The organism is Celeribacter sp. SCSIO 80788 (assembly GCF_051054295.1).
Taxonomy (GTDB): Bacteria; Pseudomonadota; Alphaproteobacteria; order Rhodobacterales; family Rhodobacteraceae; genus Celeribacter.
This window is the reverse complement of sequence record NZ_CP150482.1, coordinates 501,093-515,927: the sequence shown is the minus strand read 5'-3', so window position 1 is coordinate 515,927 and position 14,835 is coordinate 501,093. Positions and strand designations below refer to the sequence as shown.

Below are 14,835 nucleotides of genomic sequence, written 5' to 3'. Positions count from 1 at the left end.
CCCCGCCAGATTGGTGGGGCTTTTTATTAGTCACTTTGGACGCATCATGCCCCGAACCGCCCTTTTGCTCTACATCTTGGCATTGCCGGTTCTCTACGACAGTGTCGAGCGGCTTTTCTATGTCTGGGGCATTCTGACCGAAAAGGTGGGCTGGCTCCAACAAAGATACCTCGATGCTCCTTGGCTCAGCACGGCTCACCTACTGCCCGGCATCCTGTTTTTCCTCACCGGGCCTCTGCAAACCATCCCCGCCCTGCGATCCCGCCCACTGCGGTTTTGGCACCGGCTTTCCGGCTACATCTACATACTCTGTGCGGTTCTCTCCTGCTTCGCCATCATGGTCATGGTCTTCACCTTTCCGGCGGCTGGTGGCGGGCTGACCATTTTCGGCACCTATGCGATCTGTCTGGCTCTGCTCCTGTCCCTGACCCTCGCGCTGTGGGCCATCCGTCGTGGGGACGTCAAAACGCACCGGCTGTTCATGATGGCCAGCCTGACCCTCGGGCTGACCGTGGCCACGGCACGCTGGATCATCTATGGCGTCAACCTTGTGATCCCGGTCGAGTTCACGGTCGCCTTCGCCCCGGCGTCCATCGCCGCTCTGGCCATCAACGGCGCAATTTATGGTTGGGTTTTCCGCAATGACCTCAAGAGCTTCTTGGCGAAAACCCGGCTTGCATTGCGCAGGTGATCCCACTTGCACCTCCCCGCCGCATCCGTCACTCTCCCCCCATGACCAACGCCCCAAGCCCCCTCCCCAGCCCGCTCGAAGACGGTATCCACGAGCTGCCCTCCGGCAAGCTCGCCGCCATTGTCACCTATCTTGAGATGTTCGCGCGGCCCACGCCGCGCCCTGTGCCGGAGCAGCCGGGGTTGGAACTTATCCGCCATAAGGCGCCCGATCTCGATTGGTATCGCGTGCTTTATCGGCGTGTGGGTGAGGATTGGCTTTGGTTTTCACGGATGTATATGCAGGACGCCAAGCTCTCCGCGATCCTGACCGACCCGGATGTTGAGGTCTATTCCGCGCGCAAGGATGGTGTTGACCTCGGCCTTCTGGAGCTTGATTTCCGCGACCCGGACAACACAGAACTGGCGTTTTTCGGCCTCGACACCAGTCTCATCGGCGGCGGCACCGGGCGGTGGCTCATGGAGCACGCTTTGGACAAGGCCTTCGCCCGTCCGATCAAGCGGTTTTTCGTCCACACCTGCACCCTCGACAGCCCGCAGGCCGTGGGCTTCTACATCCGCTCGGGATTTGTTCCCTATGGCCGCGCCATTGAGGTGATGGACGATCCGCGCATGAACGGGCCGCTGTCCGAAACCGCCGCGCCGCAGATTCCGCGCATTTAATTCCCCTTTTCTTTCCGCCACATCGCAAGGATGATCGGCAAAAAAGAGGAGATTGCCATGGGCCCCGTCACCCGTGCGGAAAAACAGGTCGGCCTGTTCACCGCCCTTTATGTCATCGGCTTCACGCTCTGGTTCTTTGCCATCGGGAATTTCGAATTCGTCATCTATGTGGTGACCATGCTGATCCTGATCGGCCTCGTCGCAACCAGCCTGCGCAAGGTCGAGTATCCGCCAAAGCTGCTCTGGGCACTCACACTCTGGGGGCTTTTGCATATGGCGGGCGGTGGCGTGCCGGTGAACGGATCGGTGCTCTATACGCTCGAACTCATTCCCTTCGTCAGCGATGGAGAGATGACCATCCTGAAATACGATCAGGTGGTGCATTTCTACGGCTTCGGCACCACAGCCTGGCTGCTGTGGCACATCATGACCCACACCTTCCCGGTGCTCAAGGGCACGAAAACCGCCTTCGCCCTTCCCGCGCTCGGCGCGATGGGGCTGGGTGCGGTCAATGAGATCATCGAGTTCAGCGCCGTGCTGATGGTGCCCGACACCAATGTCGGCGGTTATATCAACACCGCGCTCGATCTGGTGTTCAACGCGGCAGGCGCGCTCTGTGCCATGGTTCTGGTGACGCGGATCAACAGAAATCCTGACGCAAAAAAGGCCCCGTAAGGGACCTTTTTCGCACCGGTTCACTTGTGAAGAACCCTTTGCCCCCCTTACGGACAGGGCGCCGTGTAATAGGTGCCATCGCCATTGGAATAGGCGCAGGTCGCGGAATTGGTGTTCTTGGCGACCATCGACCCGGCAGCGGCACCGCCCAGCGTGGCCAGTACTTTCCACTCATCATTCGACCCGAGCGCATCCGCGGTCAGATAGCCGAGCCCGGCCCCGGCGGCCGCACCGAAGGCGGTGCTGGTGTCGGTGGTGCTCATGGTGGTACAGGCGGCAAGCGTCGGCGCGGCGAAGGCCAGCGCCAGAAGAATTTTCTTGGACATGGAGGTCTCCCGTTGTCTTTATCTCTGAGGGGACAACGCCTCGCGCGGCATTCGGTTCCCGTTTTTCTTCTGCGACACGGGAAAGCCTCCAAGACCATGCAAGCCGACGAGATCATCGCACATCTGAACCTCGCCCCGCATCCCGAGGGCGGGCATTATCGCCAGACATGGATCGCGGAGACCGACGGTGCGTCGCGGCCCGCCGGGACCTGCATCTATTTTTTGCTCAAGGCTGGGGAGCAAAGCCATTGGCACCGAGTCGATGCCACCGAGATCTGGCATTATTACGCGGGCGCGCCCCTGATCCTGTCCCTAGCTGAGACAGAGGCCGGCCCGGCACGGGACCTGATCCTCGGCCCGGAGCTCGGGGCCGGAGAGACGCCACAACTCATCGTGCCTGAAGCGCATTGGCAGGCCGCGCGCACGACCGGCGCCTGGACTCTCGTCGGCTGCACCGTCTCCCCCGGATTTCGCTTCGAGGGGTTCGAATTGGCCGCCCCGGGCTTTGACATTCCGCACTGATCAGCCGCGATACACCCGCCCGACCAGTGTCGCAGACAGGAAAAAGGCCAAAGGCCCCACCCCCATCGACAGCAGGAAGGCGATCGGCCAGGCGGTTATGTAATGGCCAAGCCAGTCGCGCACCCAACCGGGGCGAAACCCCTCGCGCAGTCCGGGGATCAGCTCGCTCATGATCAGGGTCATCAGGAATGCCATGAAACAGGAAATAAATCCCTGCGCCACAAGGATGGTCATCTTGTCTTTCTTGCGTTGCCGGTCGTCCAGCATCTTGCACCTCTCATCGGTTATGAGGCGGGAGACGCGCATGAAAAAGGCACCCGTCTCCCGCAGGATATGGATGCCGTGGGATCTTGCGACAAACTCTCGGGTGCTCCGAGGGGCGGGATAACCAACCGCCCTGACATTTTTCGGCAAGCCCGGAGATAGCCGGAACCCCTGAGCCGGTCAAGAGAAGCCGTCTGAGCCAGCTTTATACGCTTAAGGGGAAAAACTGTGACCAATTCCCCACAAAATTCGCCAAATGGTAAGGTTTTCCGCACTCGCAAAAAGATGACGCTACGTTAACCTGAGCGGGTTAATCAGTATCGGGGGGGGAACATGTGACCGCTCGTTTTCCCAGAGTACCGAGTATTTGAGGCACTGGCAGGACAAGGACGGGGCTTGCTCCGACCGCACCTGCCAGTCGCCCGTTTCCCTCCCATTTCCGACCTTTGGGCGATACTCAGGCCTGTTCATCCGGGCGCGACACGCGTCCACCGCCGATGGCGGCCCGCACTCCGGTGGTCGAGGGCGCCGAGGTCGGCAGGCCGCGCAGCACGCGCACCGCGAGATAGGCAAAGGCCTGCGCCTCCAGCATATCGCCATCGAGCCCGACCTCTTCGACCGGCTGGACAGGGCAATCCACACCCGCCGCGATCATCGCCATGAGCGTGGCGTTGTGCCGTCCGCCACCGGTCACATAGAGCGCCGCAGGGGGCGTCGGGCAATGCTCCATCGCGCGCGCGACCGAGGCAGCGGCAAAAGCGGTGAGCGTGGCGGCGGCATCGGCATCGGACAGGAGGAATACGGCGTCGAGCACGCCATGAAAATCGTTCCGGTCCAGAGATTTGGGCGGCATCTTGTAGAAATAGGGATGCTCAAGGCCTTGGGCGACGACCTCCATATCCGGCTGACCGGCTGCGGCCAGCGCACCGCCCGCATCATGGGTTTCTCCCCGTCTCGTCCGCATCAGGTCGTTGACGGGGGCGTTCGCCGGGCCGGTGTCGAAAGCGAGAAGCGCGCCCGGAGCCGCGGGATCGGCGAGCGCCGGGTCGATCCACGTCAGGTTGCCGACACCGCCGAGATTGAGAAACGCCACCGGTCCCGTCGCACCGATGTAGCGGGCCAGAGCATGGTGATAGAACGGCGCGAGAGGCGCGCCCTGCCCGCCCATTTCGACATCCGCCGAGCGAAAATCCCAGACCACCGGCACGCCCGTGACCTCGGCCAGAACCGCGCCATCTCCTGCCTGATAGGTGCGCCCCTCGTCGGGAGCGTGGTTCAGAGTCTGACCGTGAAACCCGATAAGCTCAAAGCCCTCAAGTTCGGAAAGTGCCTCCGCATGGGCCGTCTCAATGAGTTCGGTCAGGGCCTCGGAGGCCTGCCATGTGCCGAGCTCGGCGCGGAACATCTCCTGCTCCGCCGGGGCATAGCCGCGAAAGGCCGTCTCGCCGAACTCGAAAATCTCCACCCCGTCGGTCTTCAACAGCGCCACATCGACTCCGTCGAGCGACGTTCCCGACATACAGCCCGCAACCCACAGAGGCACCGCTTTGCTCTTAGCACTCATCACACTCTTTCCCTTTGGTGCGTGCCCCGATATATCAGGCCGCGACCGACCATTGAATGGAAAATGTGAGAGATGACCTACCATCCCAAATCGGAATTCCTGCGCGTGATCATCGAGCGCGGATTTCTTGCCGATTGCACCAATTTGCAAGAGCTGGACGAAGCCCTGAGCAACGGGATGGTGACCGCCTATATCGGCTATGACGCGACCGCCGCGTCGCTGCATGTCGGGCATCTGTTGAACATCATGCTGCTGCGCTGGTTCCAAAAGACCGGCAATAAACCGATCACGCTCATGGGCGGCGGCACCACGAAAGTGGGCGACCCGTCCTTCCGCTCCGATGAGCGTCCGCTTCTCAGCCCGGCACAGATCGACGACAACATCAGCGGCATGCAGAAAGTGTTTGCCCGCTACCTCGATTACGACCACGGCGACAACGCGGCGCTGATGCGCAACAACGCCGAGTGGCTGGACGAGCTGAACTATCTCGATTTCCTGCGTGACATCGGGCGGCATTTCTCCGTCAACCGGATGCTGTCGTTTGAGAGCGTGAAATCGCGCCTCGACCGCGAGCAATCGCTGTCCTTCCTCGAATTCAACTACATGATCCTTCAGGCCTACGACTTCTTGGAGCTGAACCGCCGCTATGGCTGTTTGCTTCAAATGGGCGGCTCGGATCAGTGGGGCAATATCGTCAACGGCATCGACCTGACGCGGCGTGTTCTGGACAATGAAATTTACGGCCTCACGACGCCGTTGTTGACCACCTCCGACGGGCGCAAGATGGGCAAATCGCAAGGTGGAGCGGTCTGGCTCAACGCCGAGATGCTCTCGCCCTATGAATTCTGGCAGTTCTGGCGCAACACCACGGACGCGGACACGGGCCGGTTCCTCAAGCTCTACACCGACCTGCCGGTCGAGGAATGCAACCGTCTCGGGGCGCTCGAAGGCTCCGAGATCAACGCGGCGAAGATCATCCTCGCCAATGAGGTCACGACGCTCCTGCACGGCGCAGAGGCCGCGAAAGCCGCCGAAGCCACCGCGCGCGAGGTCTTCGAGAAAGGCGGCGTGGGCGATGACCTTCCGACCGTGGAACTGAGCGCGGACGAGATCGGCGACGGCATTTCCATCGTCCAGCTCTTCGTCAAAACCGGCCTCGCCGACAGCGGCAAGGCGGTCAAGCGCCTGTTCTCCGAGAATGGCGCCAAGGTGAACGACGTCGATCACAAGGACGCGGGCCTGATGGTCACGGCGGACATGCTCAAGGAGCCGATGAAGCTTTCGGCAGGTAAAAAGCGCCACGCGCTGGTGGTGCTCAAGGGCTGATACCACGGCCAGATCTGTTGCAAACCGCGTGTGGAGCGATCCGCGCGCGGTTTTGTGATTTCAGGACCTTTGATCTTCATGGATTTTTTCCGTTTTCAGGTGCAGAATAACCGCATGAAAAAAATAACCGTCTTCCCCCTGATCCTCACCTGCCTCGCCAGCGTGGCGCAGGCCGATCCTTGGCTCACCGGCGATGGCTGGATTGCACTTGGCGCCTCGACCGTCGAGGAGCAGGACGTCTGGCTTGGCGGCGATGGCACATGGACGACCGCCTGGGACGGGCTGGGGCTCAGCTTCGGGGCCTTCGGCACGCTTGGACGCAGCCATGAAACCTATGGCGCACTGAGCTACAGCCTTGGCTCCATGCGTATCGAGGCCGGCAATCCCCGCCCCGCCTATGACAGTTTTGCGCGCCCGCTGATCGCCGATGTGATGTTGCCGGAGGCGCTCGCACGCACCGACAGCGGGTTCAGCCGATTGACCGATGGCGCGATCACCGAGGACAAGTTCCTGCCCTACGGGCTGCGCTATGCGAACACCGATCTGGCCGTTTCGCTGCATTACGTCGACGACTATGACACCGCCGTGCTGGGCCTTGGTGGCGGCTGGGATGCTGGGGCGTGGCGGATCGAGACGGCGCTGGAATATGTCGATGGCGACAGTTCCGATGCCAACGCGAAACTGCAAGGCAGCCGGACTTTGGGCGCGGGTGCTTTCACCGGCACGCTCTCCTATAACGAGGCCAACGATGCACCGACCGCAATGGAACTGGCCTATCGCCACAGGCTGAACGACCGGGTGGCGTTGACCGAACTGGTCGCCGTGCCGATCAAAGATCCGGAGGACGGGGTCGCGCTTCTGGGGGCGAATATCTACCTCAGGGGCAGCACTTCGCTTGACGTCTCGGGCGGCTATGGCGATGGCGACGGGCTGGCCAACGCCGCGATCCGGTTCGAGTTTTAAAAAAGGGCGCTCAACGGCGCCCTTTCTCATATCCCAAGTCGGCTTTCGCCGTCAGTCCGTGACCTTCACCGAGGTCATCACATCCGGCTGACCGATCACGGCACCGTTCGGACCGGTGCCCTTCTTGATCGCATGCACCACATCCATGCCCGACGTGACCTTGCCCACCACCGTGTATTGGCCGTTCAGATGCGGCGCCGGGGCGAACATGATAAAGAACTGTGCATTGGCGGAGTTCGGATTGCTGCTCCGCGCCATACCCACGACGCCCTCGTCAAAGGACTGATCGGAGAACTCGGCTTTGAGGTCCGGATAGTGCGACCCGCCGCGCCCGGCCATCTGCATGGAGAAATCGGGCGCGCCCATCTTGCCGTATTGCACATCGCCGGTCTGCGCCATGAAGCCGTCAATCACGCGGTGGAACACGACATTGTCATAGGCACCTTCGGCGGCGAGCTTGGTGATCTGTTCGACATGGCCGGGGGCCACATCCTCGAACAGGTCGATATGGACGACGCCATTGGCCTCGCCTTCGACCGTGATGTCGAGCCCGGTGGCAAGGGCCGGACCCGCCGCGAGCGCGGCAATCAGCGTGAGCGATTTAAGCATCGGCTGCCACTTTCACGGAAAGCATGGCGTCGGGCACCATCGGCGGCTCGCCACGGGTGATCTTGTCGACCGCATCCATGCCGGAGATCACGCGCCCATAGACCGTGTACTGGCGGTTGAGGAAGTGGTTGTCGGAGAAGTTGATGAAGAATTGCGAGTTGGCGGAGTTCGGGTTCATCGAACGCGCCGCGCCCAGAGTGCCGCGATCATGCGGAATGCCGGAGAACTCAGCCGGAAGATCCGGCAGATCGGAGCCGCCGGTGCCTGCACGGCGCAGTTCGAACTCTTTGGTCTGGTTGCCGAATTTCACGTCGCCGGTCTGCGCCATGAAACCGTCGATCACGCGGTGGAACACCACGCCGTCATAGGCACCAGCGCGGGCGAGTTCCTTCATCCGCTCGCAATGTTTCGGTGCGATGTCGGGCAGAAGTTCGATGACAACATCCCCGCCGTCGAGCGTGATGATGATGGTGTTTTCGGGGTCCTTGATCTCGGCCATGAATGCCTCCTCCGGGTGGGAATGGGTCAAAATTTTGCGCAGTTTAGTGCGCGGATGCATCAAGGGAAAGACCGATCTGCGCCCATGCGCCCGCGACGCGCTCACGCCCGGTTGACGAAGCGGTGAGGAGCCGTCAAACAGGTGTCGACAGATGCCCAACCTTCTTAACAAGGACTTTTCGATATGGCCTGGAAAACCCTCGACGACATGGATCTCTCCGGCAAGGTGGTGCTGACGCGCGTCGACATCAACGTGCCCGTCAAGGACGGCAAGGTGACCGACGCCACCCGGATCGAGCGGATCAAACCCACTATCGACGACATTCTTGCCAAGGGTGGCAAACCGGTTCTTATGGCGCATTTCGGGCGTCCGAAGGGGCAGGTAGTGCCGGAGATGAGCCTCGGGCTGATCAAGGATGCGGTCGCCGAGGTTCTGGGCGTGCCGGTGAAATTCGCCACCGATTGCATCGGCGGCCCCGCGAAAGAAGCCGTGGAAGAGCTTGGCACAGGCGAGGTGTTGTTGTTGGAAAACACCCGCTTCCACAAGGGCGAGACCGACAATGACGGCCAGTTCGCCGCCTCTCTCGCAGCCCTTGGCGATGTTTACGTCAACGACGCGTTTTCTGCCGCGCACCGGGCGCATGGTTCGACCGAAGGGGTCGCAAAACTCCTGCCCTCCTGCGCCGGTCGCCTGATGCAGGCGGAACTTTCGGCGCTCGAATCGGCGCTCTCCACCCCGGAACGCCCAGTCGTGGCCGTGGTCGGCGGCGCGAAAGTGTCGACCAAGCTCGATCTTCTGGGCAATCTGGTGCGCAAGGTCGACTATCTGGTGATCGGCGGCGGCATGGCGAACACTTTCCTCGCCGCCGAGGGCGTCGACGTGGGCAAATCGCTCTGCGAACACGATCTGGCCGAAACCGCGCGCGAGATCACCAAGAAGGCCGGCGAAGCGGGCTGCGAGATTGTCCTGCCGGTCGATGTGGTCGTGGCACGCGAATTCAAGGCCGGGGCCGAGAACGAGACCGTCCCCACCACGGAATGCCCGGCGGATGCGATGATCCTCGATGCCGGTCCGAAATCGGTCGAGAAAATCTCTAAAATTCTTGACGGTGCGAAGACGCTGATCTGGAATGGACCGCTCGGCGCTTTCGAGATCGAACCCTTTGACATGGCGACCAATGCCGCGGCGCAAAAGGCCGCCGAACTGTCGAAAGCGGGCAAGCTCGTTTCCGTTGCCGGAGGCGGCGACACGGTTGCAGCGCTGAACAAGGCGGGGGCCGCCGACGACTTCACCTATATCTCGACGGCGGGCGGTGCCTTCCTCGAGTGGATGGAAGGCAAGGAACTTCCGGGCGTCGTCGCCCTTGGATAAGTTTGGAAAGCCCGCTTCGCGCGGGCTTTTTCATGCCCCGCTCCAGAGGTATGTCGGTTATGAAAAAGCGGTTTGCGCCAGATCATGCCATCAGCCCGAAAAAGGGCCTAGCTTCTGGGCGAAATCGCCCGTTAGCGCCATCATATGACAGAAAATCAAGGCGTTAGCGCCACCACGATTGCGACCGAATGCCGGGCGGGTTAACCCGGTCAGGAACTCCAGAATTCCCGTACGCGGGACAGATTTGAGCCAAAAGAGGAAAGACATGTCCATTCAGGAAATGACCGCGAAAATCGGCGAAGGCCAGGGCTTCATCGCAGCACTCGACCAGTCGGGCGGGTCCACCCCGAAAGCGCTGAAACTCTACGGCATCGAGGAAAACGAATATTCCGGCGAAGAGCAGATGTTCGACCTGATCCACGAGATGCGTTCGCGCATCATGACCTCTCCGGCGTTTACCGGCGAGAAGGTGATCGGTGCGATCCTGTTCGAAATGACCATGGACCGCATGGTCGAGGGCAAGCCGACCCCCTCCTATCTCTGGGATGTGAAGGGCGTTGTGCCGTTCCTCAAAATCGACAAAGGTCTGGAAGCCGAAGAAAACGGCGTGCAGCTCATGAAACCGATGCCGGGTCTCGACGATCTTCTGGCCCGCGCCTTCAAACTGGGGGTGTTCGGCACCAAAGAGCGCTCCGTGATCAACGCCGCCAACCCCGAGGGCATCAAAGCCGTGGTGGATCAGCAATTCGCTGTCGGCGATCAGGTCATCGCCGCCGGTCTGATGCCGATCCTTGAGCCGGAAGTGACCATCACGATTGCCGACAAGGCCGAGGCCGAAGCGATCCTGCGCGAAGAGATCCTCAAACATCTCGACGCCATGCCGGAAGACAAGCAGGTGATGCTGAAACTCTCCCTGCCGACCCAAGCGAATTTCTACAAACCGCTGGTCGACCACCCGCGCGTTCTGAAAGTCGTGGCGCTGTCCGGCGGCTATGCCCGTGACGAAGCCAACGACATCCTGTCGAAAAACACCGGCATGATCGCCTCCTTCTCCCGCGCACTGTCCGAAGGGCTGAGCGCCAAGCAGAGCGACGACGACTTCAACGCGACGCTCGCGGTTGCTGTGGACGGCATCTACAAGGCCTCCATCGCGGGCTGAACCGCCGCGAACCGGATCGCAGTCCGATCGAACAATTGGGCGTCCCTCAGGGGGCGCCCTTTTCGTTTCAGCATTTTTTTGCGGATGATTCGTTTTTGGGATTCACAGAGAGAATCGGCTGTGTCATAAACAGGTTACGGAGGCGATCCGCCAAAGAGAAAGCCCCGTGAGGCAGAGCAGGTGACCGAACCCAACGTGGTCAGGCACCTTTCATACAAGGTAAGAAGCCTATCATGGCTCATCCGCGCAAACGCCCGTCGCTGACTGTGCTTCTGTACAGTGGCGTCATGGTCACCCTCGGTGGCTATTTCACCTTTGCCGCCGTGCAAGGGGAATACGGGCTGTTTCGCCGTTTGCAGATCGAGGCAGAATTGTCTCAACTGCAAACGGTGAGCGGCAAGCTCGACGATGAGCTTGCGGTGATGCGCAACAAGACCCTGCGCATGTCCGACACCTACCTCGATCTCGATTTGCTGGACGAACAGGCGCGCGACATCCTCGGGTATCTGCGCACCGACGAGATCGTCATCCGCTGACATCCCCTGCCCCGAAAGGCAAAAGATGACACAGAGAGACAGAGAATTTACGCCCCTCCTCACCCGCCGCCGCATGATCCTCGGCGGGGCTGGCCTGTTGACACTTTCGGCCTGTGGTGGCGGCTACGGCGGCGCGCCTGCGAACCCGGAAGATGCCTGCGCGATCTTCCGCGAGCGACCGCATTACCAAAGGGCGCTTGAGGCCTCCGCCCGCAAATGGGGCGTGCCGGTGCATGTCCAAATGGCGCTGATCTATCAGGAATCCACCTTCCGCGCGACCGCCCGCCCGCCGAAACGCTATGTCTTGTTCATCATCCCGAAAGGCCGGGCCAGCTCGGCGCGGGGCTATGCGCAGGCGCTCGACGGCACATGGGACGATTACGTCAACGGGCCGGGCCGCGCAGGCGCCAGCCGCAGCAACATCCGCGACGCCACCGATTTCATCGGCTGGTATGTCTCGACCAACAACGCCGCCTTGGGGATTGCCAACACGGATGCCCGAAACAGCTATCTGGCCTATCACGAAGGCCGCACAGGCTACGCCCGCGGCTCGCACAACGGCAAGACATGGCTTTTGAACACGGCGGATGGGGTGGCTGCACGAGCGGCGCGGTATGAGGCGCAGTTGGGGTATTGTCGTCGGTGAGGCCAAAGAACGATCCTCAAAAGACCGCGTGGAAACGGCGGCAACGCCGCGCAGATAGATTATCTAAGAGCATTGGCGTTCTCCTTGCTATACTGACGCTGTTGTTCCTAACATTTCAAACGACAGCTTTATCCTTCGTCCCTTTTCCTAAAACGATGCATTTCTCTGGGGCGCCTGAAGATTTTATCGCCTGCTTTGAGCAGCATGCCCTACTCGCAAAGACAAATGGAGTGACCTCCTATCGACGGGACGTTACGAAACCGGCTGGGAGAATACGGCTTGTGCAGACACGCGGCTTTGTGCGCCTCGCAGAAAGCCGCGCAGTATTTTTGGACCCAGAGGCGACTGGTTACACTGTCGTAGACAGTTATTATGAATCTCACGGCGACAAATCAAAACCGTTGCGTAAGCGAGATTGGATCACGGCATGGCGTTGTGGAACTGGAAGACTATAGTCCTTGGCCCGTTCAGCACATCCGCCATTCCCAAAACGCATAGCTGCCACCCGCAACGCATATCAGAAAATTCGTGCATTCAAGCCCCGCCTCCTTTATCGTATAGTTTAACACTAAACTATCAGCCGTGATCTTGGAGGAGGAGGCCTGATGGCACCCCGTAAAACAGCATCCAAACCGGCGAGCACGGCCAATGTGTCGAAAGACGAACTGCTCGCCTATTACAAAGACATGCTTCTTATCCGTCGTTTCGAGGAAAAGGCCGGCCAGCTTTATGGCATGGGCCTCATTGGCGGGTTCTGCCACCTCTATATCGGCCAGGAAGCCGTCGTGGTCGGGCTTGAGGCCGCCGCGAAAGAGGGTGACAAGCGCGTGACCTCCTATCGCGACCACGGCCATATGCTCGCCTGCGGCATGGACCCGAACGGCGTGATGGCCGAGCTGACGGGCCGCGAAGGCGGTTATTCCAAGGGCAAAGGCGGCTCGATGCACATGTTCTCGAAAGAGAAACATTTCTACGGCGGTCACGGCATCGTCGGCGCACAGGTTCCGATTGGCGCGGGGCTTGCCTTCTCCGACAAGTACAAAGGCAATGACAACGTGACCTTCGCCTATTTCGGTGACGGCGCGGCCAACCAGGGTCAGGTGGCCGAGACCTACAACATGGCGGAAATCTGGGACCTTCCGGTCATCTTCGTCATTGAAAACAACCAATACGCCATGGGCACCTCGACCCAGCGCTCGACGAAATCCCCGTCTTACTGGGAACGCGGCGCGGCCTACGGGATCGAAGGCGAGGAAGTGGACGGCATGGACGTTCTGGCCGTGAAAGAAGCGGGCGAGCGCGCCGTGGCGCATTGCCGCGCGGGCAAAGGGCCGTACATTCTCGAGGTCAAAACCTATCGCTACCGCGGTCACTCCATGTCCGACCCGGCGAAATACCGGACCCGCGAGGAAGTGCAGAAAATGCGCGAGGAACGCGATCCGATCGAAGCCGTGCGGTCTATCCTTCTGACCGGCGGCCATGCCTCCGAGGAAGACCTTAAGGCCATCGACAAGGACATCAAGGCCGTGGTCAACGAGTCTGCGGAATTCGCGAAAGCCAGCCCGGAACCGGCGCTCGAAGAGCTTTGGACCGACATTTACGCGGATGAAATTCCGCCGCACAGCGCCTGATCCGGAGGAGATACGACCATGGCAACCGAACTTCTGATGCCCGCCCTCTCTCCGACCATGGAGGAAGGCACGCTCGCGAAATGGCTCGTCAAGGAAGGCGACACCGTCTCCGCTGGCGACATCATCGCGGAAATTGAAACCGACAAGGCCACGATGGAATTCGAGGCGGTCGACGAAGGCATCGTCGGCAAGATCCTTGTGGCCGAAGGCACCGAAGGTGTGAAGGTCAATGAGGTGATCGCGATCCTCGTGGAAGAGGGCGAAAGCGCCGACGATGTGGCGGCCCCTGCCCCGGCGACCGCAGCCGCCGCTCCCGTCGCAGACGCGCCGGCAAGCACCCCGGCGAAAGCCGCGGCGCCTGTCGAAGTGGTCTCCAAAGCCTCCCCGGATTTCCCGGAAGGCACGAAGATGAAGACCCAGACCGTGCGCGAAGCGCTGCGCGACGCCATGTCCGAAGAGATGCGCCGCGACGAGACCGTTTTCCTGATGGGGGAAGAGGTCGCCGAGTATCAGGGCGCGTATAAGATTTCCCAAGGTATGCTGGACGAATTCGGCTCGAAACGCGTGATCGACACGCCGATCACCGAGCACGGCTTTGCGGGCATCGCCACCGGTGCGGCCTTTGGCGGGCTGAAACCGATTGTCGAATTCATGACTTTCAACTTCGCGATGCAGGCCATCGACCACCTGATCAACTCCGCCGCCAAGACGCTTTACATGTCCGGCGGTCAGATGGGCGCACCGATGGTGTTCCGGGGCCCGAACGGCGCCGCTGCCCGCGTGGGTGCGCAGCACTCGCAGGATTACGCCGCTTGGTATGCGCAAATTCCGGGTCTGAAAGTGGTCATGCCCTACTCGGCTGCCGACTACAAAGGCCTGATGAAAACCGCGATCCGCGACCCGAACCCGGTGATCTTCCTTGAGAACGAAATTCTCTACGGTAAGTCCTTCGAGGTGCCGGATCTTGAAGATTTCACCATCCCGTTCGGCAAGGCCCGCATCTGGCGCGAGGGCACGGATGTGACCATCGTCTCCTTCGGGATCGGCATGACCTACGCCTTGGAAGCCGCCGACAAGCTGGCCGAAGAGGGCATTTCCGCCGAGGTCATCGACCTGCGCACCCTGCGTCCGATCGACTATGACACCGTGCTGGCCTCCGTGATGAAGACCAACCGCTGTGTGACCGTCGAAGAAGGTTTCCCGGTCGGGTCCATCGGCAACCACATCTCCGCCGTGATCATGCAGCGGGCGTTCGATTATCTTGACGCGCCGGTGATCAACTGTGCTGGTAAAGACGTGCCGATGCCCTACGCCGCCAACCTCGAAAAACTCGCGCTTGTGACCACCGACGAAGTCGTGGCTGCCTGCAAAGAAGTGACCTACCGTTAAGG

General features: G+C 60.8%; 17 protein-coding genes. 12 read left to right on the top strand and 5 right to left on the bottom strand.

Annotation, left to right across the window (positions count from 1 at the left end; translation table 11 throughout):
* Positions 1-46: 46 nt before the first annotated feature.
* From V1471_RS02815 to V1471_RS02805, 3 genes are read left to right on the top strand one after another with little or no spacing between them, the layout of a single operon-like run.
* Positions 47-691, top strand: a complete 645-nt coding sequence (locus tag V1471_RS02815) for a DUF2306 domain-containing protein (protein ID WP_434286786.1) — start codon at positions 47-49, stop codon at positions 689-691.
* 41 nt (positions 692-732) lie between these two features.
* Positions 733-1,353, top strand: coding sequence for a GNAT family N-acetyltransferase (locus tag V1471_RS02810; RefSeq protein WP_434286785.1), 621 nt, complete (start codon positions 733-735; stop codon positions 1,351-1,353).
* A gap of 57 nt (positions 1,354-1,410) precedes the next feature.
* Positions 1,411-2,028, top strand: a complete 618-nt coding sequence (locus tag V1471_RS02805; protein ID WP_434286784.1) for a DUF2238 domain-containing protein — start codon at positions 1,411-1,413, stop codon at positions 2,026-2,028.
* Positions 2,029-2,075: 47 nt separating this feature from the next.
* Here the strand turns inward: V1471_RS02805 and V1471_RS02800 are convergent, their stop codons facing one another.
* The gene (locus V1471_RS02800; protein ID WP_066710677.1) at positions 2,076-2,354 is read right to left on the bottom strand and encodes a glycine zipper 2TM domain-containing protein; all 279 of its coding nucleotides are present in this window, start codon (positions 2,352-2,354) and stop codon (positions 2,076-2,078) included.
* Positions 2,355-2,450: 96 nt separating this feature from the next.
* Between V1471_RS02800 and V1471_RS02795 the strand changes: the two genes are divergently transcribed.
* Positions 2,451-2,876, top strand: a complete 426-nt coding sequence (locus tag V1471_RS02795) for a cupin domain-containing protein (RefSeq protein ID WP_434286783.1) — start codon at positions 2,451-2,453, stop codon at positions 2,874-2,876.
* Here V1471_RS02795 and V1471_RS02790 read toward each other — a convergent pair whose 3' ends face one another.
* Together V1471_RS02790 and V1471_RS02785 are read right to left on the bottom strand one after the other, a co-directional pair.
* Positions 2,877-3,143 (bottom strand): DUF2798 domain-containing protein, encoded by a 267-nt coding sequence (locus V1471_RS02790; protein WP_434286782.1) that lies wholly within the window; start codon positions 3,141-3,143, stop codon positions 2,877-2,879.
* A 454-nt stretch (positions 3,144-3,597) separates the two neighbouring features.
* Positions 3,598-4,704 (bottom strand): anhydro-N-acetylmuramic acid kinase, encoded by a 1,107-nt coding sequence (locus V1471_RS02785; protein ID WP_434286781.1) that lies wholly within the window; start codon positions 4,702-4,704, stop codon positions 3,598-3,600.
* A 72-nt stretch (positions 4,705-4,776) separates the two neighbouring features.
* On the opposite strand from V1471_RS02785, the gene tyrS reads away from it, so the two are divergent.
* Complete coding sequence (gene tyrS / locus V1471_RS02780; protein WP_434286780.1) at positions 4,777-6,030, top strand: tyrosine--tRNA ligase; 1,254 nt, start codon at positions 4,777-4,779, stop codon at positions 6,028-6,030.
* A gap of 114 nt (positions 6,031-6,144) precedes the next feature.
* Positions 6,145-6,993, top strand: coding sequence for a hypothetical protein (locus tag V1471_RS02775; protein WP_434286778.1), 849 nt, complete (start codon positions 6,145-6,147; stop codon positions 6,991-6,993).
* A 51-nt stretch (positions 6,994-7,044) separates the two neighbouring features.
* Here V1471_RS02775 and V1471_RS02770 read toward each other — a convergent pair whose 3' ends face one another.
* Positions 7,045-7,602, bottom strand: a complete 558-nt coding sequence (locus tag V1471_RS02770; RefSeq protein WP_434286777.1) for a peptidylprolyl isomerase — start codon at positions 7,600-7,602, stop codon at positions 7,045-7,047.
* Positions 7,595-8,101, bottom strand: a complete 507-nt coding sequence (locus tag V1471_RS02765) for a peptidylprolyl isomerase (protein WP_434286776.1) — start codon at positions 8,099-8,101, stop codon at positions 7,595-7,597. The genes V1471_RS02770 and V1471_RS02765 overlap by 8 nt, the downstream gene beginning before the upstream one ends.
* Before the next feature lie 183 nt (positions 8,102-8,284).
* Here V1471_RS02765 and V1471_RS02760 point away from each other — a divergent pair, with 183 nt between their 5' ends.
* The 6 genes from V1471_RS02760 (at position 8,285) to V1471_RS02735 (ending at position 14,833) form a co-directional block, all read left to right on the top strand.
* The gene (locus tag V1471_RS02760) at positions 8,285-9,472 is read left to right on the top strand and encodes a phosphoglycerate kinase (RefSeq protein ID WP_434286775.1); all 1,188 of its coding nucleotides are present in this window, start codon (positions 8,285-8,287) and stop codon (positions 9,470-9,472) included.
* 265 nt (positions 9,473-9,737) lie between these two features.
* A complete protein-coding gene (locus V1471_RS02755; protein WP_434286774.1) occupies positions 9,738-10,631 on the top strand; it encodes a fructose bisphosphate aldolase in 894 nt (297 codons plus the stop codon).
* Between the two features lie 233 nt (positions 10,632-10,864).
* Positions 10,865-11,167: an FtsB family cell division protein gene (locus V1471_RS02750; protein ID WP_066710702.1), complete on the top strand. Its 303-nt coding sequence runs from the start codon at positions 10,865-10,867 to the stop codon at positions 11,165-11,167.
* A gap of 73 nt (positions 11,168-11,240) precedes the next feature.
* Positions 11,241-11,813 carry a lytic transglycosylase gene (locus V1471_RS02745; RefSeq protein WP_434290850.1) on the top strand — a complete coding sequence of 191 codons (573 nt, stop codon included), beginning with the start codon at positions 11,241-11,243 and terminating at the stop codon, positions 11,811-11,813.
* 605 nt (positions 11,814-12,418) lie between these two features.
* The gene (gene pdhA / locus V1471_RS02740) at positions 12,419-13,444 is read left to right on the top strand and encodes a pyruvate dehydrogenase (acetyl-transferring) E1 component subunit alpha (protein WP_434286773.1); all 1,026 of its coding nucleotides are present in this window, start codon (positions 12,419-12,421) and stop codon (positions 13,442-13,444) included.
* An 18-nt stretch (positions 13,445-13,462) separates the two neighbouring features.
* Positions 13,463-14,833, top strand: a complete 1,371-nt coding sequence (locus V1471_RS02735) for a pyruvate dehydrogenase complex E1 component subunit beta (protein WP_434286772.1) — start codon at positions 13,463-13,465, stop codon at positions 14,831-14,833.
* The last annotated feature ends 2 nt before the right edge of the window (positions 14,834-14,835 follow it).

Excerpts from the sequence above, each read along its gene's own strand:
- V1471_RS02745 (WP_434290850.1), top strand. The coding sequence starts at position 11,241 with ATGATCCTCGGCGGGGCTGGCCTGTTGACACTTTCGGCCTGTGGTGGC.
- V1471_RS02810 (WP_434286785.1), top strand. The coding sequence starts at position 733 with ATGACCAACGCCCCAAGCCCCCTCCCCAGCCCGCTCGAAGACGGTATC.
- V1471_RS02805 (WP_434286784.1), top strand. The coding sequence starts at position 1,411 with ATGGGCCCCGTCACCCGTGCGGAAAAACAGGTCGGCCTGTTCACCGCC.
- V1471_RS02815 (WP_434286786.1), top strand. The coding sequence starts at position 47 with ATGCCCCGAACCGCCCTTTTGCTCTACATCTTGGCATTGCCGGTTCTC.
- pdhA (WP_434286773.1), top strand. The coding sequence starts at position 12,419 with ATGGCACCCCGTAAAACAGCATCCAAACCGGCGAGCACGGCCAATGTG.
- tyrS (WP_434286780.1), top strand. The coding sequence starts at position 4,777 with ATGACCTACCATCCCAAATCGGAATTCCTGCGCGTGATCATCGAGCGC.
- V1471_RS02750 (WP_066710702.1), top strand. The coding sequence starts at position 10,865 with ATGGCTCATCCGCGCAAACGCCCGTCGCTGACTGTGCTTCTGTACAGT.
- V1471_RS02760 (WP_434286775.1), top strand. The coding sequence starts at position 8,285 with ATGGCCTGGAAAACCCTCGACGACATGGATCTCTCCGGCAAGGTGGTG.
- V1471_RS02790 (WP_434286782.1), bottom strand. The coding sequence starts at position 3,143 with ATGCTGGACGACCGGCAACGCAAGAAAGACAAGATGACCATCCTTGTG.
- V1471_RS02735 (WP_434286772.1), top strand. The coding sequence starts at position 13,463 with ATGGCAACCGAACTTCTGATGCCCGCCCTCTCTCCGACCATGGAGGAA.
- V1471_RS02765 (WP_434286776.1), bottom strand. The coding sequence starts at position 8,101 with ATGGCCGAGATCAAGGACCCCGAAAACACCATCATCATCACGCTCGAC.
- V1471_RS02785 (WP_434286781.1), bottom strand. The coding sequence starts at position 4,704 with ATGAGTGCTAAGAGCAAAGCGGTGCCTCTGTGGGTTGCGGGCTGTATG.
- V1471_RS02795 (WP_434286783.1), top strand. The coding sequence starts at position 2,451 with ATGCAAGCCGACGAGATCATCGCACATCTGAACCTCGCCCCGCATCCC.
- V1471_RS02800 (WP_066710677.1), bottom strand. The coding sequence starts at position 2,354 with ATGTCCAAGAAAATTCTTCTGGCGCTGGCCTTCGCCGCGCCGACGCTT.
- V1471_RS02775 (WP_434286778.1), top strand. The coding sequence starts at position 6,145 with ATGAAAAAAATAACCGTCTTCCCCCTGATCCTCACCTGCCTCGCCAGC.
- V1471_RS02755 (WP_434286774.1), top strand. The coding sequence starts at position 9,738 with ATGTCCATTCAGGAAATGACCGCGAAAATCGGCGAAGGCCAGGGCTTC.
- V1471_RS02770 (WP_434286777.1), bottom strand. The coding sequence starts at position 7,602 with ATGCTTAAATCGCTCACGCTGATTGCCGCGCTCGCGGCGGGTCCGGCC.